Below are 24,027 nucleotides of genomic sequence, written 5' to 3'. Positions count from 1 at the left end.
AAGATTTTTGAAGCGCATGTACAAAGCAATTATTCGTCCTATTCTGTATCTTTTCGATCCCGAAAAAATTCATCACTTTACCTTTTCCTTAATTCGTTTGCTGTGTAACCTGGGATTTGGAGGACTCTTCCGAGGCATGTATGCTGTTAAAAACACCAAATTAGAACGAAATCTATTCGGATTACAATTTCCGAATCCCGTGGGACTGGCAGCAGGTTTCGACAAGGATGCAAAACTGTACAAAGAACTGTCCACTTTCGGCTTTGGATTTATTGAAATTGGTACAGTAACGCCCAAACCACAGCCGGGAAATCCGAAAAAAAGATTATTCCGACTCGAAAGTGATTCGGCATTGATCAATCGCATGGGATTTAATAATGGTGGTGTTGCCGAAGCGGTGGAATGCTTAAAGGCAAATCCGAAAGGAAAAGGACATGTACTCATAGGAGGTAACATCGGTAAAAATAAGGTGACGCCTAATGAAGAGGCTGTAAACGATTATGTGATTTGTTTTGAAGCCCTTTTCGATTATGTGGATTACTTTGTTGTAAACGTAAGTTCACCCAATACGCCCAATCTCAGAGAGCTTCAGGATAAGGCACCGTTGACTGCCTTGTTGAATACACTTCAGCAAAAAAACAATGCAAAGACAAAACGCAAACCCATCTTATTGAAAATTGCGCCCGATCTTACCAATGAGCAATTGCTGGATATTATCGATATCGTTTCAGAAACAAAAATAGACGGCGTGATTGCTACTAATACTACTATTTCCAGAGAAGGGCTCACTTCCGAAAAGAAGGAAGAAACAGGAGGCTTAAGCGGAAAACCACTTACACATCGTTCCACCGAAGTAATCAGATTTCTGTCACAAAAGAGTAACAAAGCCTTCCCAATTATTGGAGTGGGAGGAATTCACAGTGCAGCAGACGCACTCGAAAAAATGGAAGCCGGGGCAAGTCTGGTGCAATTGTATACAGGTTTTATCTATGAAGGTCCTGCCTTGATTGGCGCGATCAATAAAGCGCTACTGAAACAAATCTAAATGCTCGAAAGCCTCTATTTATTTGTACTTGCAACACTGGCATTGGCCTTGTCTCCGGGACCCGATAATATTTATGTACTTACACAATCACTGGTCAACGGAAGCAAAAGCGGAATTGCAACAACCGCAGGGCTTATAAGTGGATGCATCGTGCATACTACTTTACTGGCGTTTGGAGTTTCTGCCTTGATTACCGCTTCCGAAACTATATTTTACGCAATAAAAGTTTTGGGCGCGCTTTACCTCTTGTATTTGGCCTATTCGGTGTTTAAAAGTGATGCAACGGTTTCTTTTTCTGAAAATGCTCCCAAAAAGTCGAATTGGGAGTTGTTTAAAATAGGCGTCTTTATGAATCTGGTAAATCCGAAGGTGATGATCTTCTTTCTGGCCTTTTTTCCTGCTTTTTTATGGGATCCTTCCGGAAATACCGTGTTTCAGTTTTATGCGTTGGGAATAACGTTTATGATTGTTTCGTTTATAACCTTTAGCACCATTGCGCTATTGGCCGGCAGTATTTCAAGGTTTTTAAACCAACGGAAATGGGTTGGAGTAGTTTTGAAATGGCTTCAGATAGTTGTTTTTATTGGAATTGCCGTTTATATTTTAATTCCATAAAAATCACTTGAATTTTCAGATTTAAGGATTCCTTCCTTCCTAGGAATTTATATCTTTACCTTAATGCAAAATGTAAAACTTATAGAATGTCCCAGAGATGCCATGCAGGGCATTAAGGACTGGATTCCCACCGAAGAAAAGGTACAATACATACAGTCACTTTTGCGCTGTGGGTTCGATACCATCGACTTCGGAAGTTTTGTATCTCCCAAAGCAATTCCACAGATGCAGGATACAGCTAAAGTCTTGTCGCAGTTGGATCTTTCAGAAACCACCAGTAAGTTATTAGCTATTGTCGCAAACGTTCGCGGTGCCGAAGAGGCAGTGCAACATTCTCAGATTAATTATTTGGGCTATCCTTTTTCCATTTCTGAAAACTTTCAGATGCGGAACACCCACAAAACCATTGCACAATCCATCGAAATACTCAAAGAAATCCTACAGCTTGCCGAAGCAAATAATAAAGAAGTTGTCGCTTATTTGTCCATGGGTTTTGGAAATCCCTATGGCGATCCCTGGAATGTGGAGATAGTAGGTGAGTGGACCGAAAAATTATCCGGGATGGGCGTGAAAATATTATCATTAAGCGATACGGTGGGAAGTTCCACGCCCGATATTATTACCTATTTATTTTCAAACCTAATCCCAAAGTATTCTCATATAGAATTCGGGGCACATTTACATACAACGCCTACCGCCTGGCATGAAAAGATAGACGCTGCTTACAAGGCAGGTTGCCGAAGATTTGACGGTGCCATCCAAGGATTTGGAGGCTGTCCCATGGCCAAGGATGAGTTAACAGGGAATATGCCCACCGAAAAAATGCTGAGCTACTTCACCACCGAAAAGGTAGAAAGCGGAGTGCAGCCCATGGCGTTTGAGAGCGCGCACAATCAGGCTACTAAAATATTCACCAAATACCATTAACATGAAGCAACATCTACTTCTTACATTTTTAATAGGTCTCCTTCTAATTGGCTGTAAGCCCAAACAGAAGGTTACCCAAAGCAAAAAAGACGACGGATTTATAACTGTCAAGCTCATCCAGGTAAACGATGTGTACGAGGTTGCTCCGTTAAATAATGGGAAGTATGGCGGAATGGCCCGTGTGGCTCATGTACGGGATTCTATTGCAAAAGTAAATCCGAATACCTTACTTTTTATGGCGGGAGATTTTTTGAATCCGTCACTCATAGGAACCCTTAAATACGAGGGAGAACGCATCGCCGGGAAACAAATGATCGAGGTGATGAATGCCATGAATTTCGATTTGGTAACCTTCGGAAATCACGAATTTGATGTGGGAGAAGAAGCGCTTCAGAAGCGATTGAATGAATCTAACTTTCCATGGACTTCGGCCAATGTTCGCCATGTAACCGAAGATGGGACAATTCCCTTTTCCCTTCAGAAGGACATAGGAAATGTACCTGTAAAAGACACCTATTCCCTTGCGTTAACCGATGCTGACGGAACACAGCTAAACTTAGGCTTCTTTAGTGTCACCATTGATTCCAATCCGCAGGACTTTGTGTACTACGGAGATGTTTTTTCGGAAGCAGGGCGGGCGTATGGTGTTTTAAAATCCAAAAGCGATGTGGTAATCGGATTGACACATCTTACCCTTGCGCAGGACAAACAGCTTTCAAAGCAGCTTCCGGAGCTCAAATTTATCATGGGCGGACACGAACACAACAATATGTTGGTTCCCACCGAAACTGCTACTATTGTTAAAGCCGATGCCAATGCCAAAACCATATATATTCATACACTTACCTATAACACTTCAACCAAAGAGTTGAAAATAGATTCTCAACTTTTTCCAATTGACGATCGCATTGCTTCCAAGCCTGAGGTAAAAGCCATTGTGGATCGATGGAATGCCATTCTGGACAATAATATCAAGCAAGTGATTTCAGATCCCAATGAGGTGATTTATTATGCGAATCCGCCGTTGGATGGTACCGATAGTGCCAATCGCGGTGTACAAACCAATTTGGGTGACATTCTTACGCATGCCATGGCCTTGTCGTTTAATGAAAACGTAGACGCGGCTCTAGTCAACGGAGGTTCAATTAGATTGGATGATGTTTTGGAGGGGGATGTAACCAGCCTGGATATTTTCAGGGTGCTACCCTTTGGAGGCAGTGTGGTAAAAGCGGATGTTACGGGCGACTTATTGATAAGAGTTTTGGATTATGGCAAAGCCAGGGGAGGTACGGGAGCTTATTTGCAGCGTTATAATTTTAGGGAAGGCACACGGGGACGCTGGATGATCGGCGGAGTACCTATTCAGCAGGAGGAAACATATACAGTGGCTTTTAGTGATTTTTTACTGAAAGGTTACGATATTCCGTTTTTAACACCTGAAAATGAAGGCGTTTTAAAAGTATACGAGCCTTTAAAAACTGAACCCGCCTATGATATTAGGAAAGCTGTAATTTTATATTTGAAATCCCTAAAGAAGTAACCGATGAAAAAAGTAATAAAACTTATCTTGATACTTGCACTCCTTGCATTTATCGCCATCCAGTTTATACGCCCTGAACGAAATAATGACGGGTACGAATCTGTTATGGCTTTCGAAAATGAAACCAAACCTTCGGTACAGGTTGCTGCTATTTTAAAGGAAAACTGCTACGATTGTCATAGTAATCACACCCAATATCCCTGGTATGCCGAAATAGCACCCTTTTCCTTTTATCTGGAGGATCATATACGACACGGAAGAGGAGAGTTTAATGTTTCGGCCTGGGCCGACTACTCCGTGAAGAAGAAAGATCATAAGCTCGAAGAAGTCATTGAAAAAGTGCAGGAAGGGGTAATGCCCTTGGATTCGTATACCTGGATTCACGGGGATTTGGACGAAGACGAAAAAATTCTTTTAATTCAATGGGCAACGGTGGCACGACTGCAATACAAGGGGCAGTTAAATATAATGTCTAAATAATTCTAAATTAGACTGCTGGAAAATTCTTTGCATTTTTATTTAAATTAAATCTAAATAAGCTTGGAAGATTCTATTTTTGATTTTATTTTTGCGGCTGAAAAACTAATCTATTTATATTCAGTCTAAATAAAAATACATGAAAAAACTAGCTATCCTATCAGCTTTATTTATTACATCTTTTTCTTTTGCTCAGACGGCACAAGATTCTACCGCAATCAACGATCTTCAACAAAATTCGGCACAGCGCATTCTTTCCGGAAACTACGGAAAAGCGGTGACCATTGGTGCTTATGGCGAGATTACTTACAATCAGCCGGAAGGCGACAACGGCGAACTGGATGTTCAGCGTTTGGTGTTGCTTTTGGGTTATAAATTCGACGAAAAAACACAGTTTGTTTCCGAAATAGAAATTGAACACGTAGAAGAAGTTTTTGTGGAGCAGGCTTTTATAAACTATGCCGTAAGTGACAACGTAAACCTTCGCGGAGGATTGATGTTGATTCCCATGGGAATTATCAACGAATACCACGAACCGACCACCTTTAACGGGACAGAAAGACCCGGAGTAGACAGCAACATTATTCCCACAACATGGAGAGAAATTGGTGTAGGGGTAAGCGGGCGTTTTCCGGAAGCATCTTTGGGATATCAGGCCTATATTTTCAACGGCTTTAAATCGGCTACCGCCGATGGAGAAGGTGGTGCAAACGGTGCTCTAAGCGGAAGCAGTGGTTTACGCGGCGGACGCCAAAAAGGAATTCAGTCTACCGTAGATACGCCAAATATTTCCGCAAAATTAGATTACTACGGTATCCCCGGTCTCCGTTTCGGATTGGCGGGATATTTCGGAAAGACCCAGGCCGAAGATGAAATTGAAGACCTGGACGGAAGTAGTATTGGCGTTAGTATGGTTGGTTTCGACGTGCGTTATGCCTTCCGAAAATTCACTGCTCGCGGCGAATTTATTTATGCTTCCTTAAACGATACCGAAGATTACAACAACCTTACCGGTAAAGATTTGGGAAGTGCCTTGATGGGTTACTATGGAGAAGTGGCCTACAATTTGTTACCACTTTCCGCAAAACAAAAATTATTCGCTTTTGCGCGATATGAGAACTACGATACTCATGCCAAAACGGACGGTATTTTGGTAGCCAACGATGCCTATAATCGCACCGATATCACAACCGGTTTAAGCTATCATATTGCTCCCGGCGTTGTGGTTAAAGGAGATTATCAGTTTAAAGACAATAAAGTAGAAGGCGGCGATGTTGCCGACCAATTAAACTTTGGAATTGGAGTATGGTTTTAAACAACCATAAGTGTTAGTTAGCCAAGAAGCCTCCTGTTTTTACAGGAGGTTTTGGTCTTTTTTTTATTTTGAATCATTTAAGTTAAATACCTTTGCAGCATGTTGAAGCAACTATTTTTTATTTTGATACTAACGGTAGTCTCTACTGCATTTACAATTCCATCAGCGGTATTGAAAAAAGCAGATAAGGAAATCATGAAGTTTTACGAAATTGAAAAAATTCAAAAGGAAATAATTGCTGTTCCGAAGGATATCAATTCACTTACCGCATCTGAGTTTGGCGACGGAAACCTATTTAAAATTAGGAGTAACGGACAATTTTTAGGCTACGGCTATATAGGAAACGCCCCCAGTAAAACTGCCACCTTTGATTATCTGGTGTTGTTCGATACCAATTTAATTATCACCAAAAGCAAGGTATTAATATATCGTGAAGAATACGGTGGCGAGATTAGCAGTCGACGTTGGTTACAGCAGTTTGATGGTGTCTCTCCGGCTTCAAAAGAACTGAAATACAACGACGATATCATTCCAATAAGCGGTGCCACTATCTCGGTGCGCTCTATGACCAAAGCCATGAACGAATTGTTGCAAAGTATTGCCATGCTTCAAAAACGAAACGTATTGTAATGCAACTACACGGCCTTCTTCAAACCTTTCCGAAGCATGTAAAAATATTTATTGCGGCCTTTGTTGTGGTGTTAAGTATAGGCTATATCACCGGCTTATTATTTGTACGACAAACCGAATCGGATACCCCTAGTGGGATTGAAGAAAATTATTTGGGGAATGAAGCAGAAGAAGACGTAAGTGTTATGAAATTTGAAAAAGGCGAGCGTGAAATGCTCACCATTTTACACACCCATATATTATCGATTTCCTTTATATTTTTCTTGCTGGGTGGCTTGATTGCCATCACGTCACTCCCGGTAAAACTCAAGGCTTTTTTAATGATCGAGCCCTTCTTTTCGATCCTCTTCACCTTTGGAGGAATTTATTTGATGTGGAAAGGAATTTTATGGATGAAATATGTGGTAATGGTTTCGGGAACCCTCATGACGATCTCTTTTATAATAGGAGCCGGAGCGGTTTTGATTCAGTTATTTAAAAAACAATAAATCTCAACTAATTGTAGTATATTTGCACGCAATTAAACAGTAACCACTTTCGGTACTTCGGAAGTTAATTTTAATTGCAATGACTGCACACAACGACAAAATTCTTGGAGAAGGCTTAACTTACGACGACGTACTTTTAGTGCCTGCCTATTCTGAAGTATTACCCCGCGAAGTTTCCATAGAAACCAAATTCAGCCGAAATATCACCCTCAATGTTCCCATTGTTTCCGCCGCGATGGATACCGTCACCGAAAGCGCTATGGCTATTGCGATGGCTCGTGAAGGTGGCATTGGTGTTTTGCATAAAAACATGTCCATCGAGCAACAGGCTGCTGAGGTTCGGAAAGTAAAACGTGCCGAAAGCGGGATGATACAGGATCCGGTGACCTTACCAAAAACAGCCACCGTTGGAGATGCTCAAAGCACCATGCGCGAATACAGCATTGGAGGAATTCCTATTACCGACAGTAAGGGCAAACTTATTGGAATTGTCACCAACAGAGATTTACGCTTCGAAAAGAATCCAAAACGCCCCTTAAGTGAGGTGATGACTTCCGAAAATTTGGTGACCGTAGCCCAGGGAACTTCCTTGGAACAGGCTGAACTCATACTTCAGAAAAACAAAATAGAAAAACTTCCTGTCGTTAACGAAAAAGGGATGCTTTTAGGCTTAATTACCTTCCGTGATATCACAAAACTCACTCAAAAGCCAACGGCAAATAAGGATAAATTTGGTCGTCTACGTGTTGCCGCTGCCTTAGGAGTAACGGGAGATGCCGTAGAGCGCGCCGAAGCTTTGGTCAATGCACAGGTTGATGCTGTCATCATCGATACAGCACACGGTCATACCAAAGGAGTAGTAAGTGTATTAAAGGCCGTTAAAAAGAAATTCCCCGAACTGGATGTGGTTGTTGGAAACATTGCAACAGCCGAAGCCGCTAAATATTTGGTAAAGGCCGGAGCCGATGCGGTTAAGGTAGGGATAGGACCGGGTTCAATCTGTACTACCCGTGTTGTTGCAGGCGTTGGATTTCCGCAGTTTTCAGCAGTGATAGAAGTTGCTGCTGCCATAAAAGGTAGTGGCGTTCCTGTAATTGCAGATGGCGGAATTAGATATACTGGTGATATTCCCAAAGCTATTGCGGCAGGAGCCGACAGCGTGATGTTGGGTTCCTTACTGGCCGGAACCAAAGAATCTCCCGGAGAAACCATCATTTACGAAGGCCGAAAGTTTAAATCGTATAGAGGAATGGGCTCCGTCGAGGCTATGAAGCAAGGTTCTAAAGACCGATATTTTCAGGATGTAGAAGACGATATTAAAAAATTAGTACCTGAAGGAATTGTAGGTCGTGTACCGTACAAAGGAGATTTGGTGGAAAGTATGACTCAGTTTATTGGCGGTTTACGCGCCGGAATGGGATACTGCGGCTCCAAAGATATTGAAACATTGAAAGAGACCGGAAAGTTCATTAAAATTACAGCTTCGGGGATACACGAAAGTCATCCGCACGATGTAACCATAACAAAAGAAGCCCCAAATTATTCGAGATAACGCGCTCTTTTCAAAGGCTGATATAACGCAGAAACACAGTATATAAAAAGAACCCAAATTTAGAATGAATTGGTTTTTATTAATCATAGCGGGACTATTTGAAGTGGCATTTGCGTTTTGTCTTGGAAAAGCTAAAGATGCAACAGGGATTGACACCACGTATTGGTATATCGGGTTTTTGATTTGTTTAGCAATTAGCATGTTACTTCTAATAAAAGTTACACAGCATCTACCAATAGGCACTGCTTATGCAGTATGGACAGGAATCGGTGCTGTGGGAACAGTGCTTGTTGGAATATTGGTATTTAAAGAGCCCGCTACATTTTGGAGATTATTTTTTATCACAACTTTGATAATTTCTATAGTAGGACTTAAATTAGTTTCGCACTGATTTAAAAATGAATTCAACCATAAGGAAAACCTTCAAACAACCACCTGTAAAAATCATCACAGCTTCAATCCGCAGGAAGTTATCATAACAAAAGAAGCACCAAATTATTTGAGATAATTGGTGCTTCCTAAAAGCTTTTATACCTTAAAATTATTCTTTTTTCTCTTCAATGGAGATGCCGAGATCTGCCAAAACTTTTATGGTAAGATCGTAATTGTGATCTACATAGACTACCCGTTCGTCCAGTTCCAAAACCTGCGTAAACGCTTCGGCTTTGGCAATTTTTTCCAGTGAAACTCCTATTTTTTGATACAAGGGACGCACCAATTCATCTCGTCTTATATTCAGCAATTTTGTACCGTTTTGTTGAAACAGATTTACTTCATCTTCGGCTTTTAAAATCTCATCCTGTTTTGTCTTTTTCTGAGCTATGGTAAGACCCTGCTCTTCTGCAGTATAGGCAGTCACCAAGGCGTTGTACACCTCCATTTTTTTGTTGAAATCTACATCCAATTGCTTTCCGTAGTCTTCTATTTGCTTCTGAAGCGCAGGTAATTCGGGCATTTTCGATAAAACGAAATCGACATCGATCGTTCCCACTTTAGATTGGGAAAATGCTGTAACAGAAATAAATAAGAATACTAATTTTACTAGTTTCATAATTTTTTAAATTTTAATGAGGGCACAAAATTAAGGTAATTTTCTTATTCTGAAGGAATTCTATATTGAAATTAAGCAGGCCTGTAAATCGCTCAGGATTCTTGCAACGGAATTTTAATAACAGTGCGTACTCCGGGCAAATGTTTTCTGTTCCGGACAGTAAATTCGAAGTTATCGCCATTTAAGGTGATCGGGCATACAAGAATGTGTTCAACATTTATTTTGAAAATGTAGAAACAAAAATTAATTCACCACGACGGGAAAAGTGCGCAAAGATTTATTAAAGAATAGTTTTATCGTTTAAAAAAGATATAATCGGTGCTTACAGGCATCACTCCGTTTTGCTTTAATTCACTCATTAATTGTCCTCTGTGATAGGTGCTGTGATTGATTATATGATACAATATATCATGAACAGTGTTCTGATATGTTTCACCCTTTGTATTTGTGTACTGAATAAGATCATTGAGATTTTTATTTTTTAAAATTTCAAGACTATCGGCAAGATGCTCTTTATTCAAAGGACTAAGTACTTCAATTGGATAGTTATCCCAAACACCTCGAGAAGTAGTTTTGCCCATAATTCGACTGTTCCAAACTGAATGCGCATTTAAAATATGACAAATAAGCGTTTGTGCATGTTCGGTATACGCGGCGGGGAGATTCTCAATACAATCAATTAACCGTTTGTTGCTTTCAAAATTGTACTGAAATTTATCTTTAAAAAAATCTTTCATACGTCTGTATAAACTTGTCCTCGATGTGGTTTTAAAGTTTCTCGTAAGGAATTCATGAATTCCTTTTCTACCACCAGGTAAGCAATGTGATGCAACTCAGATAATTTTTCAACCCCGGTAAGGGAGTGTTGCAAATTCTCGGTTGCGGCAAACTCCCCTAAATGCTTTGCGTGGTGAGTAGCAATAGGCTCGGCATTAGGACCTCGGAAGTCCCATATTAGTTTTATGCGCTCCGTCATTTGCTTTCGGTTTCCGAAACTCCATTTTCGGTAAAATTATTAAAATCCCGTAGGTGGTTCATAGGTCGTTTTTTAAAAAGGCAAACACTACTGCAAGTTACATATTTTTTGATTTAAAGTATCGACACAACAAGGCACTAATCCCTTAGTGAAAACGTTATTCTAAACACACTTGCGTAACGATAGCTTTTTGTTATTTTTGCCAAAATCTTATTTAATTCAAGTTATAAAATGTATAAAAATTTATCATTTCTTTTTTTCGGGTTTCTTTTTACAATTTCCGCGATAGCGCAACATAAAAAAGATATTTTACTAACGGTGAATGATAAGCCGGTCTACACTTCAGAATTCAAACGTGTGTACAAGAAAAACCTTGATCTTGTAAAAGACGAGTCTCAAAAAAATGTAGAGAGTTATTTGGACCTTTTTATCGATTATAAACTTAAAATTGCTGAAGCCTATGCCCAAAAGCTTCATAAGGATGCTACTTACAAAAAGGAATTCTCCCAATATGAGGAGCAATTGTCCCGTAATTATTTATTTGAAGATAAGGTAACCGAAGACCTTGCTAGAGAGGCGTATGAGCGTGGCTTAGAAGAAATTGATGCATCGCATATTCTGGTTTTATCCGGTTATGACGATCTGCCTCAAGATACGCTGAAAGCCTACAACAAAATTAAGCGTATTCGTGACAGAGCTTTAAAGGGCGAAGATTTTACAGCCTTGGCGAAGGAAACTTCGGAAGAGCCTTCAGCAAATGATCGCGGCGGAAAATTAGGCTATTTTTCAGTTTTTTATCTTGTATATCCATTCGAAACAGAGGCGTATAAGACTCCGGTCGGCGAAATTTCTGATATTGTGAGAACCCAATTCGGATACCATATTATTAAAGTACATGACCGAAGAAAAAGAGCTCCTCATATTTCGGTTTCACATATTATGATTTCAGACAAACCCGATTCTACCGGCACCTTCGACCCGGAAGAGCGAATCAATGAAATTTACGCCCTAATTCAGCAAGGAGAGTCATTTGAAAGTTTGGCGAAACAATATTCCGATGATAAAGCTACAGGAAAAGTGGGTGGTCGTCTCCCTAAATTTACCAAAGGCGATTTGCGAACCATCGAGTTTGAAGAAGCAGCCTACCAACTTACAAAGCCGGGCGAATTGTCCAAACCCATAAAGTCAAGCTTTGGATGGCACATTATTCGAATGGAGGAAATCCATCCCATGCAAACCTATGTCGAGCAAATGGAAACCTTGTTGCGAAGAGTCCAGGATCCGGCACGCTCCAAAGTAGTTACGAATAAAGTAAATAAAAAAATCAAGGAAAAGTACCGCTTTACACAAAAGGGAGATTTTAAAACTTTCTTTATGGGATATCTTGGAGATGAGGTGTTACAACGAAAATGGAAGATGGATACTTTAACATCCGCACAAGATAAGGTGATTTTTACCATTGGCGATCGGGAATTGAATTACTCGGATTTTGCCAATTATATTTCAGAGCGTCAATTAAAGGCCGATGTTTATAAAACAAAAGAAGGTTTAATTAGTGGTATCTACGACGAATTTGAAACCTTAGAGCTGAAGAATTACTTCAAATATAGATTGGAATTCGAAAGTGAAGAATATGCCGCTGTTGTTTCGGAATACCGCGATGGTTTGCTCATTTTTGAAGTTATGAACAAAAATGTTTGGAACAAGGCTAAAAACGATACAATTGGCCTAATGAAATATTACAATACGAGGAAGGATCAATACATGTGGAAAGATCGTGTGGATGCTGTAGTTGTTTCAACTTCGAGCAACACAATTGCAAAGCAAGTTCGGGCGTTATTAACTGAAGGTAAGACAGGAGAAGAGATTAAACAACAATTCAATACAGATGCTTCTGTAAATGTGATTGTTTCGGATGGTATCTTCGAAATAGGGCAAAACGTGCTGCCCGAAAACTTTGAAGCGGTTAAAGGTATTTCCCCGGTTTATGAGGTAGACCAATCGTTTAAAATTATCAATGTTCGGAAACTAATACCTCCTTCCGAAAAAACCTTTGAAGAGGTAAGGGGTAAAGTGTTGAGTGATTACCAGAATTATCTGGAAAAAACATGGATGCAGGAGTTGCACGAAAAACACAAAGTAGAAGTGAATAAAAAGGAATTAAAAAAAGTAATTAAAGAACTAAATTCTTAATGCGAAAACTAATTGTCTTCTTTTTTTGTGGTGGGTTTTTGGTTTCATGCGATTATTTTACGCGGGATTCCGAAAAGGTTCCTATTGCAAGGGCGAACGACAGTTATTTGTATGAAGAAGATATCAAAGCGTTAATTTCTGAAACTACTTCGGAAGAGGACAGCACCCTAATTGTCAATAACTACATCAATCGCTGGGCAACTCAAAAGCTGCTAATTAATCAGGCGAGAATTAACCTTTCTGAAGAGAAACTTGCAGCCTACGACAAATTGGTTCAGGAATATAAAAACGACCTGTACACCGAAGCCTATAAGAGTGCGGTCGTCTCTCAGCAATTAGACAGTACTGTTTCAAAAAGTGATCTTTTGGAATTTTACGAGCTGAACAAGAATAATTTTAAACTCAACGACGAGCTGCTTAAAGTGAGATACATTCACGTAGCTGAAAACTATACAAACCTGGCTAAAGCAAGACAGTTATTGGATCGGTTTAACCAAAAAGACAAAACCGAATTAAACACGCTTAGTATTCAGTTTAAGGAATTCAATTTTAACGATTCTATTTGGGTAAAAAAGGAAGCCCTTTTAAACACTCTCCCGGTTATAAGTGCGAATAGTGAACAAGTGTTAAAAAAATCTAATTTTACACAATTACAAGATTCATTAGGAGTATATTTGGTGAAAATTCAGGATATTCTAAAACCTAATGATATCGCACCCCTTTCGCATATCGAACCTACCATAAAACAGATTATTCTCAATAAACGGAAGCTGGAATTAATAAAAAAACTGGAAACAGATATTACAAAAGATGCTATTAAAAATAAGAACTTTGAAATCTATACAAAAAACTAGTCTTCTTGCCTTACTATTCCTGGTAAGTATTGCACTCACTGCACAGGAAGTGGTGGTTGTAGACAGTACCGGTGTTGCGAAAAGTAACAACCAGTTAATGGAAACCGTAGTAACTACAGATACTGTATTGCCGTTTAAAAGGTATAAAGCCGAAGGCGTAAGTGCCGTGGTAGGGGAATATGTTGTTTTAGACAGTGATATCGATAAAAGTTATTTGGAACTTGACTCTCAAGGTATTTCTACCGATGGTATCACCAGATGTCAGCTGTTTGGAAAACTACTGGAAGATAAATTGTATGCGCATCATGCAAAAATAGACAGTATCATGGTGCCCGATGCCGAAATAAACTCGCAAATCGAGCAGCAATTACAATATATGATCAGTGAGCTGGGAAGTGAAGAGAAGGTTGCCAGTTATTATCGAAAAGACGATATAGCTGAATTGCGAAAAGACCTGTTTGAAGTCAACAAAACTTTACGCTTGGCAAGTGAAATGCAACGGACTGTTGTTGAGAACGTAGAAGTTACTCCCGAAGAAGTTCGTGAGTTTTTCTATTCAATTCCCGATGAGGATCGTCCGGTATTTAGTGCCGAAGTTGAGGTGGCTCAAATTGTGATAGAGCCCGAAATTACCGAAGAAGCCAAACAAAGAGTTATAGCACGATTAAATCAGTTTCGCGCCGATGTAATGGACAACGATGCCAGCTTCGCCACCAAGGCAGTATTGTACTCCAAAGATCCGGGTTCGGCATCTAAGGGAGGATTAATTACCGGAATAAGAAGAAATTCCTCGTTTGCCAAAGAATTTAAAGATCAGGCGTTTTCTCTTTTGGAAGGGGAAGTGAGTGAACCGTTCGAAACCGAATTCGGTTGGCATATTTTATATGTTGAAAAAATTAGAGGTCAGGAAGTAGATGTGCGTCACGTTCTCTTATTTCCGGAAGTCTCACAGACCACCATCGATGAAGCCAGAGAGAAAGTAGATAAACTGAGACAGCAAATTACAAGCGGAGAAATTACCTTTGCCGAAGCTGCAAGTACCTATTCCGATGAGGTAGAAACACGAAACAACGGCGGACAATTAGTAAACCCCGTTACCGGAGATACTCGTTTCGACCTAACCAAAATGGATCCTACCCTCAGTGCACAAGTTTACAACTTAAAGGAGGGTGAAATTTCAAAGGTATATACAGACAGAGACCGTACCGGAAAAAGTAATTTTAAAATTCTAACGGTTACCAATCGCTACGAAGAACATCCTTCCGATTATGTAAAAGATTACGAAAAAATTAAAGAATTAGCCCTAAAAGAAAAGCAAATTAAAGCAATAGGTATTTGGCAGGAGAAAAAAATAAAAGAAACTTACGTTAATGTAAATGACGACTATAAGGAGTGTGAATTTACCAATAATTGGCTTAAAAAATAAATAACAGAATACCTATGTCAGACGTAGCAGCAGTAACACAATTAGTATCAAAACACGAAGCCCTACGGCAGGAAATTAAGAAAGTAATTGTGGGTCAGGATGAGGTAGTAGAACAGGTGCTGCTTTCTATCTTTTCGGGCGGACATGCCTTACTTATAGGTGTTCCGGGATTGGCAAAGACCTTACTGGTAAATACAGTGGCCGAAGCCTTAGGGCTTAAATTTAAACGCATTCAGTTTACTCCAGATTTGATGCCGAGTGATATTTTGGGTTCCGAAATTTTAGACCAGAATCGTGAATTCAAATTTATTAAAGGCCCCATCTTCGCTAATATTATTTTGGCAGATGAAATTAACCGTACACCTCCTAAAACTCAGGCAGCCTTGTTGGAAGCTATGCAGGAACGCGCAGTTACTGTAGCCGGAAATCATTATAAGTTGGATTTGCCCTACTTTGTGTTGGCGACCCAAAACCCTATCGAACAGGAAGGGACGTATCCGTTACCGGAAGCACAGTTGGACCGTTTTATGTTCGCTATCAATCTGGATTACCCGTCTTTTTCGGAAGAAGTGGAAGTGGTAAAAACAACAACCTCAGGAGATACCGCAACAGTCAATCCGTTGTTTACTTCCGAAGAAATTATCAGGTACCAACAACTTATTCGAAGAGTCCCTGTAGCCGATAATGTTGTAGAATACGCAGTAACATTAGTGGGTAAAACCAGACCTAAGAGTCAGGCAGCCCCCGAAATAGTTAAAAATTATATCGACTGGGGAGCAGGTCCCAGAGCATCTCAAAACCTGATATTAGGTGCTAAATCTCATGCAGCCTTGCATGGAAAATTTTCACCGGATATTGCGGATGTACAAAAAGTGGCAACCGGAATACTACGCCACAGACTTATAAAAAACTACAAAGCCGAAGCCGAAGGGCTTAGTATCGAAGAAATTATTAAGAGCTTGTTTTAATTTTAGTAACTTCATCTGCTGTAAAACTATTCAGTAAATGAATATCAGCAATAAAAAGCGAAATATAGGTTTAGACCTGGCCCGAACCACGGCTATTTTGTTAGTACTCTTTGCGCACACCCTCTGGATTAGCGATCACTACCCCAAAGTTATTGAAGCTGCCATGCGTCTTAGTGGCACAATAGGAGTGGAGGTATTTTTTATAATCAGCGGATTTCTAATCGGGAAAATTATACTCAGAGAAATTAATGCCCCCGATTATTCCTTTCAGAATGTAAAGACATTCCTTTTTCGACGGTGGTTCAGAACCTTTCCTAATTATTATTTCCTCTTGCTGGTCAATGTAGGTGTTTGGTTCTTCGTCTATGGCGAACTCCCCGAAAAACTCTACAAATACTTTATTTACATTCAAAATTTTTCTGAACCCTCTCTGCCTTTTTACAGAGTGTCCTGGAGTTTGGCGGTAGAACAATTTTCCTATATAATTGGTCCTGTATTGATGTTATTGGGAGTGAAATTTTTTCCGAAGAAAAACAGAGATGCATTATATCTTATAGTAACCATTTTTATCATTCTGTGTTTTACAGCCACCAAAATACATTTCTATTATAACCATACACTTACCGATATCGTAGACTGGAATGAAAATATTAGAAAGGTACTTATTTACAGATTGGATGTAGTCTACTATGGATTTTTGCTCCGCTATGTGTATAATAAAAGGATGGAACTGCTCTTAAAATACAAAATGCAGCTGCTTTGGCTGGGACTTTTTATCATTGTTATTTTACATATTTTCAGAACCTTTATTGGTATCACAGTGCAGGACGATCCGTTTTTTATGATTGTACTGTATTTGCCACTTAATTCGTTCGCAATAGCCTGTTTAATTCCCCATCTCACCGTAATGGAGATTCAGTCTAAAATTTGGAGCAAATTCTTAACGACCATCAGTCTTATTTCCTATTCTCTTTATTTACTGCATTATACCATCATTTTACATACCATGAAGGTGATTTTCCCTTCGGAAGCATTAAGAGGTTTCGAACTTTGGGCCTACACCTTTTTATATTGGGGTATCACCATTCTACTTTCTTACCTCTTGTATGTGTATTTTGAAAAACCTGTCACCGATTTGCGGGATTCCCCAAAACTAAAACGGTTATTAGGAAGAAATTAAATTTAGAATTTAATAATATCTACTATAGATAATTGAATAATTGATAATTTAATTCAATAAATATTGATATTTAACAGATTATAAGCAATGAAACAGGTATTTTGTTAAACATTTTTAAATTGCTGTAAAATTTTGTAATTTTGCGTTCCGCACCGAAGCAGGACTTAGGTGTACTATTCTTAAACAAAAAAATAACACTATGGCTTTCGACATTGACATGATAAAAAAGGTCTACTCTCAAATGGCAGAACGAGTAGATAAAGCGCGTGAAGTAGTGGGTAAACCCCTCACACTTTCCGAAAAAATACTATACAATCACTTATGGGACGGAATGCCTAACAAAGCTTTTACCCGAGGTAAGGATTATGTCGATTTCGCGCCGGACCGAATTGCATGTCAGGATGCTACAGCCCAAATGGCCCTGTTGCAGTTTATGCAGGCAGGAAAGACCAAAGTAGCCGTGCCTACCACCGTGCATTGTGATCACTTAATTCAGGCGAAACAAGGCGCAGCGCTAGATTTGAAACGCGCCAATGAAACCAGTAATGAGGTATTTGATTTTCTGGAATCTGTTTCCAATAAATACGGAATTGGCTTCTGGAAGCCGGGAGCAGGGATTATTCACCAAGTGGTATTAGAAAATTACGCCTTCCCCGGCGGAATGATGATTGGAACCGATTCGCATACAGTAAATGCAGGAGGTTTGGGAATGGTTGCCGTAGGAGTAGGGGGAGCTGATGCTGTGGACGTAATGGCGGGAATGCCATGGGAATTGAAATTTCCGAAATTGATTGGAGTAAAATTAACAGGAGAACTCAGCGGCTGGACGGCGTCCAAGGATGTTATTTTAAAAGTAGCCGGAATTCTTACAGTAAAAGGAGGAACCGGAGCCATCGTCGAATACTTCGGACCGGGAGCTAAGAACCTTTCTTGTACAGGAAAAGGAACAATTTGTAATATGGGTGCCGAAATTGGTGCGACCACTTCAACGTTTGGATATGACGACGCCATGGAGCGTTTCTTACGTGCGACCGATAGAGCCGAAATTGCCGATGAAGCCAATAAAATAAGACCTTATCTTACAGGTGACGATGAGGTTTACGCAAATCCTGAAGCCTATTTCGATCAGGTAATTGAAATCAACCTATCCGAACTACGCCCACATCTTAACGGACCTTTTACACCCGATTTGGCAACTCCGGTTGGACAATTGGGAGAAAAAGCAAAAGCAAACGACTGGCCTATAAAAGTAGACTGGGGACTTATTGGTTCTTGTACAAACTCTTCTTACGAGGATCTTACGCGTGCCGCTTCTATCGCACAACAGGCAATCGATAAAAAATTAAAGCCGAAAAGTGACTTCGGAATCAATCCGGGATCGGAACAAATTCGCTTTACAGCCGAACGCGACGGATTATTGGATGTGTTCGAAAACTTAGGCGCCACCGTATTTACAAATGCCTGCGGACCTTGTATTGGTCAGTGGGACCGAAGCGATCGTAAGGGAGATGAAAAAAATACCATTGTACATTCCTTTAACCGAAACTTTTCAAAAAGAGCCGATGGAAACCCAAATACCCATGCCTTTGTAGGTTCCCCCGAAATGGTGGCTGCAATTGCGATCTCCGGGAGATTAGATTTCGATCCTATGAACGATAGCTTATTAAACGAAGATGGTGAAATGGTAAAACTGGACATCCCCAGAGGTATCGAATTACCACCCAAAGGTTTTGAAGTAGAAGATGCCGGTTATTTGGAGCCCGTGGCAGATGGTAGTAGAATAAGCGTGAAAGTGAGCACTACTTCCGAAAGACTTCAATTACTCGAGCCCTTCGTTCCTATTAAAGATTCCGAGCTTATGGGCGCCAAATTGCTAATTAAAGCCTTTGGAAAATGTACAACCGATCATATCTCCATGGCGGGTCCATGGTTGCGATACAGAGGTCATTTGGACAATATAGCCAACAATACACTCATCGGTGCGGTGAATGCCTTTAACAAGAAAACGAATTTTGTAAAAAATCAGTTGGATGGTGAGTACGGCGGAGTACCCGATGTACAACGCGAATACAAGAAGGCGGGAATTAAAACCATTGTGGTGGGAGATCATAACTACGGAGAAGGTTCTTCCCGTGAACACGCAGCCATGCAACCCCGATTTTTAGGTGTAGCAGCCGTGTTGGTGAAATCGTTTGCACGTATCCATGAAACTAATTTAAAGAAGCAGGGAATGTTAGGCCTTACATTTGCCAACGAAGCCGATTACGATAAGATTCAGGAGGATGATACCTTTAACTTTGTCGATATAGCTTCTTTTGCGCCCAATAAGCCCTTAACTATCGAGGTGGTGCATAAGGACGGTACTAAAGACACCATCATGGCAAACCATACCTATAATGAGGCACAAATTCTATGGTATCGAGAAGGTTCTGCTTTGAATCTTATCAAGATTCAAAATGCTTCATAAGTAGCACACTATTTTATAAAAGATAAACTCCTGTTCTGCAGGAGTTTTTTTATTCCGGAAAATGAGCTTCAATGTATTTTTTCAGAATGGCAATATCCTCTTTCGAAGTTAAATCGGGTACGTGTTCCTTTCTGGGAATACCCAAAACCGATCTCGGATTCTCTTTTACCATATTCAGAATAGCGGTTGGCAGCTCCTTTTCGTCCCGTTGAGGATGTAACGGACAATCTTTTAGATACCAATACATTTGTGAACCGTTCAGCTTCCATAAATTCATGCTCACTCTCAGTTTTCCGGTGCGATCTTTAAAGTTGGAAACTTCATCAGCTCCTGGTTTTTCAATGATATCCAATAAATAATTTTCAGAATCCAAACTTACCAATGCAAACGATGTTACTCGCTCTGCCGAAAAATCAAGTCCGCCGCGATCGTAACTTATAAAAGCATTTGAAGCAGTTGATTTTTGAAGGTCACTCAAGGCCGATACCGAATATAAATTATCTGCATTACACACCGAAAATATTTCCTTTTGTAATTCTAAGAACTGTTCCATTGCCTGAAGGACAGCATCGGCAGTGCCCAAGGGTTTTACTCGATTTGTAGGGATGGCTTGTGTTGCGAATGAAATGTTCAATTCTCTAAACGAAGCATTGTTTTCGTAATAAGTGATAAAGCCTTGAGAATTCTTGCCAATTACTAAAATAATGTCGCGATACCCGGCTTTTTGGGCATTTAGAAGTAAGTAATCTAAAAAGGGTCTGTTGTCTTTCCCAAACTGAATAAGCGCCTTGCTTCCTGAATTTGATTCATTTGTAGCGAGAGGGGCATCGACCGACTTTTTCATTCTGGAAGAGGCTCCTGCTGCAAGTATGACGAGTGTATGTTCCATATTATAGTTCAAGTGAGCCCTTGGCAACCGAAACCGGATAGGCCGCTTTCGCACCTGCCTTCAATAATGCATTGCAAATGTGTAATTCCTTCTCTTTTGGTGCAAGTACTACAATGCTTCCGCCGCCTCCGGAGCCTACTATTTTGGCACCGTAGGCTCCCGCCTGCAAAGCCGCTTCAATCATTGCGTCAATTTTTGGGACCGTAGTATGTAATTTATCTTTTAAAACTGTATGATGTTGGGTCATTAACTCACCTAATTTCTTCAAATTCAGATTTGCTTTTTCAAATTCTAATAAGGCTTTTTGCGTGAGCATGTGATTTCGCACCGCTGCATAAAAATAAGTTTGTAATTCTTCGGGGATGAAAATTGCGTATGCAGGGACTTCAGCAAGTCGCACCTTTGAAAGCTCGAAGGTCTCAATGTGATTTTGCACATATTCAATGGCTTTTAGCGCCTTTTCTTTTGCTTCGGAAAGCACACCCAAGGTCCTCTTTTGCACGCCCGAGTCGGCTAAAATCATTCCTTCCAATTCGGTTCCTATTTTCTGAAGATTGAAGTCATCACCTGTTTCAATATAGACAATATCTCCAATGCTTATGGTGTACTGATCCATTTTTCCACCGGGTTCTCCATGTTCGAGAACTTCAGCCTCATGCGCTAATTTCGCAATGAATTGATCTGTTATGGATTGATTTGCACCAAAGGCTTTCAGTAAAAAATGAATCCATGCCACAACTAAGGCAGAAGAACTGGAAACACCCGAATTTATTGGGATATTCCCCGAAATAGAAATGTTGTATCCTCGACCGGGAATACAACCAACTCGTTTAACTACCCGCAAGGCGGAGGCAAAATAATCTCTGGCATGTAATGCTTCCAATGTTTCGGTAATTGGAATAATTCGCTCTTCTTGAATGTCGGGAAGGAGGATTCTGAATTTTTTTTCTGAATTGACTTCGGCTTTTAGATGAATATGTCTGTTAATGGCACATGCAATTACAGGAAGCCCCAAATAATCCTGATGATCCCCAAACAGACAAATCCTGCCGGGCGTTTGAATATGTATGAATTCTTTTTCCGAAGCAATCACAACCTAGTAGGTGTCTTTTATCCAGTTGTAGGGCTGTCTTTTTACCCAGTTACCACGAGTAAAATCGGGGAAATCCTGTGGTTCTCCGTTGTTTGCAATAGAAGTTTCAGAAAGAGGGGTAATAGCACTCCAGGCCGCTGCATCGTACACATCTAAAGGAGGTGCAATATTGCGTTTGGCCGATTCCACAAAGGCGTGAATTACAAAGAAGTCCATCCCTCCATGACCCGCTCCCATAGCCTTTTCACCATATTTTTGCCATAACGGATGGTCGTAGCGTTCCAACCAAGCCGTTGCTTCGTCCCAATTATGGGGTTTTGCAGCCTTGTCTTCAATATAAATTCGGTTTCCATCCACTTCCCAGATACCTTCATTGCCCTGCACTCTGAAGCCCAACGAATAGGGGCGAGGTGAGTTACAATCGTGGGTTACAATAATGGTTTCGCCGTTGGCTGTTTCAATCATAGAAGTAATAATGTCACCTTGTTTAAATTTTAGTTTGGCGTTGGGGTGATTTTCGCCTCCGTTTTTTACAATATAGTTGTGCAATCCTACCCCTTTTGAAGCCATGGAAGTCATAGAAACAAAACGGTTTCCACGGTTTATATTGCACATGGTAGCGATTGGACCTACCCCATGCGTTGGATACACATCGGCATTGCGAAGTAAAGAATGTTGCGTCCTCCACGCCGATTCGGAAATTCCTTTTTCACCAAATTCCACACCTTTTCCGTAGGCAGTCTTACCGTCGTTGAATTTTACAAATCGTAAATCATGCTGATAACCACATCTGAAGTGTAATAACTCACCAAAAACATTTTGGCGCACCATGTTAAGCACCGCCATGATGTCTCGTCGATAGCATACATTTTCAAGAATCATCAGGTGAGACCCGGTCTGTTCGTGCAAATTAACCAAGTCCCAGCACTCTTCCATGGTATTGGCGGCAGATACTTCGAGACCTGTGTATTTTCCCGCAATCATTGCGTCTTTTGCCATTCGGGCATGCCACAACCATGGAGTTGAAATGATAACGGCGTCTATTTCGGGAAGGGCTAATAAATTTTTATAAGCAAGTTCACTATCGCTAAACACCTTCGGCTTTTTTTGCCCGGCTTTTGAAATCATTTCAAGAGCGATGGCGTTTCGTCTCTCGTCGATATCGCATATCGCCACCACATGTACGTCGTCCCGAAGCAGTACATTGTTTAAATGATTGGTGCCTCTTAAACCCACGCCAATAAGACCAACATTCAATATTTCCTTAGTCGAATTACTTGCTGCGCCAAAAGAAAGGTGAGGGGCAAGTACTATTCCGGTACCTAGAATGGCTGTTTTTTTTACAAAATCTCTTCTTGAGCTCATGGTTGGGATAAATTGGTTTCAAACAAATTTAGAAAAATAAATAGGGTATTTGTTGAAATAACAAACTAAAAAACCACCTTGTAAGGAAGGTGGTTCTTTTAATATTTCAGCAGAAATATGTTACCGAACCTGATGAATTGTAAAGTAACTATCTTGATCGGCTCCCAAAAGATTTACAGAGCCCAGTGCAATATCGCCTTCTATTTGAAAACTTATGGTATCGTTGGTTGACAATTGCAATAGAGTTTGTGAACTTCGTACCGGAGGTGTAACATTAACACCCAATACGCCAACATTTGCAAAGCTGTTTCGGCTTTCTACAGTCCCATTTTTTAAAATTCTCACTCCAAAATTCGTAGCAATACCTATACTGCTGCCGGCTTCAATATGTACGTTCACCGCATAAATGCCATCTTGTTTGGCGGTAAACATATAGGTGGTTGTATTGAATTCGTTATTCACATCGAAATGCAGATCGTTAAAAGGGATGGTTTGCACCCCACTAAGCAGGGATAAGTTTACGGCGCCAGTGGTAGAGAAAGTGCCTTTAATGGTTGTTGGTAAGGCTGCTGTCACAAGGCTTTTAGTAGGGATACTCTTTACATAGTTACCATTCACTACAAGGACAGAATCCTTTACATCGTTAACTAGCGCTTCCTCCGGGATGAGTCTAATTTTTAGATTTCCGTTAATATCAAGACTTGCACTTGGGAAAGTTGTTCCTATTCCTACTTGAGAAAAAGTAGCTGTTGAAAAGAACATTAGCAGGTAAATAATTTTCAAATTCATAACGCACTGAGTTAGGGTTACTAAATTCGGGGAGAACTTAAATGTAATAAAAAAATCTATAAAATGCTAATAAAACCGATAAAAAGCCTAAAAACACAATAGTTACATATGAAAAATGTTAAAAAAATAATTGATGGTTTCTTTTGTTAGTGTTGTGTTACGTTGTTTATTTACATTATATTCAGTC

Annotated in this window: 23 protein-coding genes; 16 read left to right on the top strand and 7 right to left on the bottom strand. The window is 40.2% G+C overall.

What is annotated here, in order from left to right; translation table 11 throughout:
• The first annotated feature begins 16 nt into the window (after nt 1-16).
• The 10 genes from ATE92_RS00990 (at nt 17) to ATE92_RS00945 (ending at nt 8,980) form a co-directional block, all read left to right on the top strand.
• Nucleotides 17-1,045 (top strand): quinone-dependent dihydroorotate dehydrogenase, encoded by a 1,029-nt coding sequence (locus tag ATE92_RS00990; protein WP_100801929.1) that lies wholly within the window; start codon nt 17-19, stop codon nt 1,043-1,045.
• Nucleotides 1,046-1,660: a LysE family translocator gene (locus tag ATE92_RS00985; RefSeq protein ID WP_100801928.1), complete on the top strand. Its 615-nt coding sequence runs from the start codon at nt 1,046-1,048 to the stop codon at nt 1,658-1,660.
• Between the two features lie 63 nt (nt 1,661-1,723).
• Nucleotides 1,724-2,587, top strand: a complete 864-nt coding sequence (locus ATE92_RS00980) for a hydroxymethylglutaryl-CoA lyase (RefSeq protein ID WP_100801927.1) — start codon at nt 1,724-1,726, stop codon at nt 2,585-2,587.
• Nucleotide 2,588: 1 nt separating this feature from the next.
• Nucleotides 2,589-4,127: a bifunctional UDP-sugar hydrolase/5'-nucleotidase gene (locus ATE92_RS00975; RefSeq protein ID WP_100801926.1), complete on the top strand. Its 1,539-nt coding sequence runs from the start codon at nt 2,589-2,591 to the stop codon at nt 4,125-4,127.
• A 3-nt stretch (nt 4,128-4,130) separates the two neighbouring features.
• Entirely contained in the window at nt 4,131-4,607 is a 477-nt protein-coding gene (locus tag ATE92_RS00970) for a heme-binding domain-containing protein (RefSeq protein WP_100801925.1), read from the top strand.
• 136 nt (nt 4,608-4,743) lie between these two features.
• Complete coding sequence (locus ATE92_RS00965) at nt 4,744-5,919, top strand: hypothetical protein (RefSeq protein ID WP_100801924.1); 1,176 nt, start codon at nt 4,744-4,746, stop codon at nt 5,917-5,919.
• A 99-nt stretch (nt 5,920-6,018) separates the two neighbouring features.
• On the top strand, nt 6,019-6,549 hold the full coding sequence (locus ATE92_RS00960; RefSeq protein ID WP_100801923.1) for an FMN-binding protein: 531 nt from the start codon (nt 6,019-6,021) through the stop codon (nt 6,547-6,549).
• Nucleotides 6,549-7,037 carry a hypothetical protein gene (locus tag ATE92_RS00955; RefSeq protein ID WP_100801922.1) on the top strand — a complete coding sequence of 163 codons (489 nt, stop codon included), beginning with the start codon at nt 6,549-6,551 and terminating at the stop codon, nt 7,035-7,037. The genes ATE92_RS00960 and ATE92_RS00955 overlap by 1 nt, the downstream gene beginning before the upstream one ends.
• 79 nt (nt 7,038-7,116) lie before the next feature.
• Nucleotides 7,117-8,589, top strand: a complete 1,473-nt coding sequence (guaB, locus tag ATE92_RS00950; protein ID WP_100801921.1) for an IMP dehydrogenase — start codon at nt 7,117-7,119, stop codon at nt 8,587-8,589.
• 64 nt (nt 8,590-8,653) lie between these two features.
• Nucleotides 8,654-8,980, top strand: a complete 327-nt coding sequence (locus ATE92_RS00945; protein ID WP_100801920.1) for a multidrug efflux SMR transporter — start codon at nt 8,654-8,656, stop codon at nt 8,978-8,980.
• 150 nt (nt 8,981-9,130) lie between these two features.
• On the opposite strand, the gene ATE92_RS00940 is transcribed toward ATE92_RS00945, so the two are convergent.
• From ATE92_RS00940 to ATE92_RS00930, 3 genes are all read right to left on the bottom strand, one after another.
• On the bottom strand, nt 9,131-9,640 hold the full coding sequence (locus ATE92_RS00940; RefSeq protein WP_100801919.1) for an OmpH family outer membrane protein: 510 nt from the start codon (nt 9,638-9,640) through the stop codon (nt 9,131-9,133).
• A 293-nt stretch (nt 9,641-9,933) separates the two neighbouring features.
• Nucleotides 9,934-10,377, bottom strand: coding sequence for a DinB family protein (locus ATE92_RS00935; RefSeq protein WP_100801918.1), 444 nt, complete (start codon nt 10,375-10,377; stop codon nt 9,934-9,936).
• Nucleotides 10,374-10,616, bottom strand: coding sequence for a hypothetical protein (locus tag ATE92_RS00930; protein WP_100801917.1), 243 nt, complete (start codon nt 10,614-10,616; stop codon nt 10,374-10,376). Before ATE92_RS00930 ends, ATE92_RS00935 begins: the two co-directional genes overlap by 4 nt.
• A 231-nt stretch (nt 10,617-10,847) precedes the next feature.
• Between ATE92_RS00930 and ATE92_RS00925 the strand changes: the two genes are divergently transcribed.
• From ATE92_RS00925 to ATE92_RS00900, 6 genes are all read left to right on the top strand, one after another.
• Complete coding sequence (locus tag ATE92_RS00925) at nt 10,848-12,809, top strand: peptidylprolyl isomerase (RefSeq protein ID WP_100801916.1); 1,962 nt, start codon at nt 10,848-10,850, stop codon at nt 12,807-12,809.
• Entirely contained in the window at nt 12,809-13,663 is an 855-nt protein-coding gene (locus ATE92_RS00920) for a peptidylprolyl isomerase (RefSeq protein WP_100801915.1), read from the top strand. The genes ATE92_RS00925 and ATE92_RS00920 overlap by 1 nt, the downstream gene beginning before the upstream one ends.
• Nucleotides 13,641-15,089, top strand: a complete 1,449-nt coding sequence (locus tag ATE92_RS00915) for a peptidylprolyl isomerase (protein ID WP_369819643.1) — start codon at nt 13,641-13,643, stop codon at nt 15,087-15,089. Before ATE92_RS00920 ends, ATE92_RS00915 begins: the two co-directional genes overlap by 23 nt.
• Nucleotides 15,090-15,103: 14 nt before the next feature.
• Nucleotides 15,104-16,057 (top strand): MoxR family ATPase, encoded by a 954-nt coding sequence (locus tag ATE92_RS00910; RefSeq protein ID WP_100801913.1) that lies wholly within the window; start codon nt 15,104-15,106, stop codon nt 16,055-16,057.
• Nucleotides 16,058-16,094: 37 nt separating this feature from the next.
• Complete coding sequence (locus ATE92_RS00905; protein ID WP_100801912.1) at nt 16,095-17,237, top strand: acyltransferase; 1,143 nt, start codon at nt 16,095-16,097, stop codon at nt 17,235-17,237.
• A 199-nt stretch (nt 17,238-17,436) separates the two neighbouring features.
• Complete coding sequence (locus ATE92_RS00900; RefSeq protein ID WP_100801911.1) at nt 17,437-19,704, top strand: aconitate hydratase; 2,268 nt, start codon at nt 17,437-17,439, stop codon at nt 19,702-19,704.
• A gap of 49 nt (nt 19,705-19,753) precedes the next feature.
• On the opposite strand, the gene ATE92_RS00895 is transcribed toward ATE92_RS00900, so the two are convergent.
• The 4 genes from ATE92_RS00895 to ATE92_RS00880 form a co-directional block, all read right to left on the bottom strand.
• On the bottom strand, nt 19,754-20,593 hold the full coding sequence (locus ATE92_RS00895; RefSeq protein ID WP_100801910.1) for a sugar phosphate nucleotidyltransferase: 840 nt from the start codon (nt 20,591-20,593) through the stop codon (nt 19,754-19,756).
• Between the two features lies 1 nt (nt 20,594).
• On the bottom strand, nt 20,595-21,686 hold the full coding sequence (locus ATE92_RS00890) for a mevalonate kinase (RefSeq protein WP_232729087.1): 1,092 nt from the start codon (nt 21,684-21,686) through the stop codon (nt 20,595-20,597).
• Between the two features lie 3 nt (nt 21,687-21,689).
• A complete protein-coding gene (locus ATE92_RS00885; protein WP_100801909.1) occupies nt 21,690-23,051 on the bottom strand; it encodes a Gfo/Idh/MocA family protein in 1,362 nt (453 codons plus the stop codon).
• 120 nt (nt 23,052-23,171) lie between these two features.
• Nucleotides 23,172-23,840, bottom strand: a complete 669-nt coding sequence (locus tag ATE92_RS00880) for a hypothetical protein (protein WP_100801908.1) — start codon at nt 23,838-23,840, stop codon at nt 23,172-23,174.
• Nucleotides 23,841-24,027 lie beyond the last annotated feature (187 nt).

It is taken from the genome of Ulvibacter sp. MAR_2010_11 (assembly GCF_002813135.1).
Lineage (GTDB): Bacteria > Bacteroidota > Bacteroidia > Flavobacteriales > Flavobacteriaceae > Altibacter.
Note: the sequence above shows the minus strand (reverse complement) of the source record. Positions and strands in the feature narration are given on the sequence as shown.

What these genes read in the sequence shown, in the direction of transcription:
- ATE92_RS00960 (WP_100801923.1), top strand. Translation starts at nt 6,019, where the DNA reads ATGTTGAAGCAACTATTTTTTATTTTGATACTAACGGTAGTCTCTACT.
- ATE92_RS00930 (WP_100801917.1), bottom strand. Translation starts at nt 10,616, where the DNA reads ATGACGGAGCGCATAAAACTAATATGGGACTTCCGAGGTCCTAATGCC.
- ATE92_RS00990 (WP_100801929.1), top strand. Translation starts at nt 17, where the DNA reads ATGTACAAAGCAATTATTCGTCCTATTCTGTATCTTTTCGATCCCGAA.
- guaB (WP_100801921.1), top strand. Translation starts at nt 7,117, where the DNA reads ATGACTGCACACAACGACAAAATTCTTGGAGAAGGCTTAACTTACGAC.
- ATE92_RS00980 (WP_100801927.1), top strand. Translation starts at nt 1,724, where the DNA reads ATGCAAAATGTAAAACTTATAGAATGTCCCAGAGATGCCATGCAGGGC.
- ATE92_RS00940 (WP_100801919.1), bottom strand. Translation starts at nt 9,640, where the DNA reads ATGAAACTAGTAAAATTAGTATTCTTATTTATTTCTGTTACAGCATTT.
- ATE92_RS00880 (WP_100801908.1), bottom strand. Translation starts at nt 23,840, where the DNA reads ATGAATTTGAAAATTATTTACCTGCTAATGTTCTTTTCAACAGCTACT.
- ATE92_RS00970 (WP_100801925.1), top strand. Translation starts at nt 4,131, where the DNA reads ATGAAAAAAGTAATAAAACTTATCTTGATACTTGCACTCCTTGCATTT.
- ATE92_RS00955 (WP_100801922.1), top strand. Translation starts at nt 6,549, where the DNA reads ATGCAACTACACGGCCTTCTTCAAACCTTTCCGAAGCATGTAAAAATA.
- ATE92_RS00975 (WP_100801926.1), top strand. Translation starts at nt 2,589, where the DNA reads ATGAAGCAACATCTACTTCTTACATTTTTAATAGGTCTCCTTCTAATT.
- ATE92_RS00885 (WP_100801909.1), bottom strand. Translation starts at nt 23,051, where the DNA reads ATGAGCTCAAGAAGAGATTTTGTAAAAAAAACAGCCATTCTAGGTACC.
- ATE92_RS00900 (WP_100801911.1), top strand. Translation starts at nt 17,437, where the DNA reads ATGGCTTTCGACATTGACATGATAAAAAAGGTCTACTCTCAAATGGCA.
- ATE92_RS00910 (WP_100801913.1), top strand. Translation starts at nt 15,104, where the DNA reads ATGTCAGACGTAGCAGCAGTAACACAATTAGTATCAAAACACGAAGCC.
- ATE92_RS00985 (WP_100801928.1), top strand. Translation starts at nt 1,046, where the DNA reads ATGCTCGAAAGCCTCTATTTATTTGTACTTGCAACACTGGCATTGGCC.
- ATE92_RS00905 (WP_100801912.1), top strand. Translation starts at nt 16,095, where the DNA reads ATGAATATCAGCAATAAAAAGCGAAATATAGGTTTAGACCTGGCCCGA.
- ATE92_RS00945 (WP_100801920.1), top strand. Translation starts at nt 8,654, where the DNA reads ATGAATTGGTTTTTATTAATCATAGCGGGACTATTTGAAGTGGCATTT.
- ATE92_RS00895 (WP_100801910.1), bottom strand. Translation starts at nt 20,593, where the DNA reads ATGGAACATACACTCGTCATACTTGCAGCAGGAGCCTCTTCCAGAATG.
- ATE92_RS00925 (WP_100801916.1), top strand. Translation starts at nt 10,848, where the DNA reads ATGTATAAAAATTTATCATTTCTTTTTTTCGGGTTTCTTTTTACAATT.
- ATE92_RS00965 (WP_100801924.1), top strand. Translation starts at nt 4,744, where the DNA reads ATGAAAAAACTAGCTATCCTATCAGCTTTATTTATTACATCTTTTTCT.
- ATE92_RS00935 (WP_100801918.1), bottom strand. Translation starts at nt 10,377, where the DNA reads ATGAAAGATTTTTTTAAAGATAAATTTCAGTACAATTTTGAAAGCAAC.
- ATE92_RS00920 (WP_100801915.1), top strand. Translation starts at nt 12,809, where the DNA reads ATGCGAAAACTAATTGTCTTCTTTTTTTGTGGTGGGTTTTTGGTTTCA.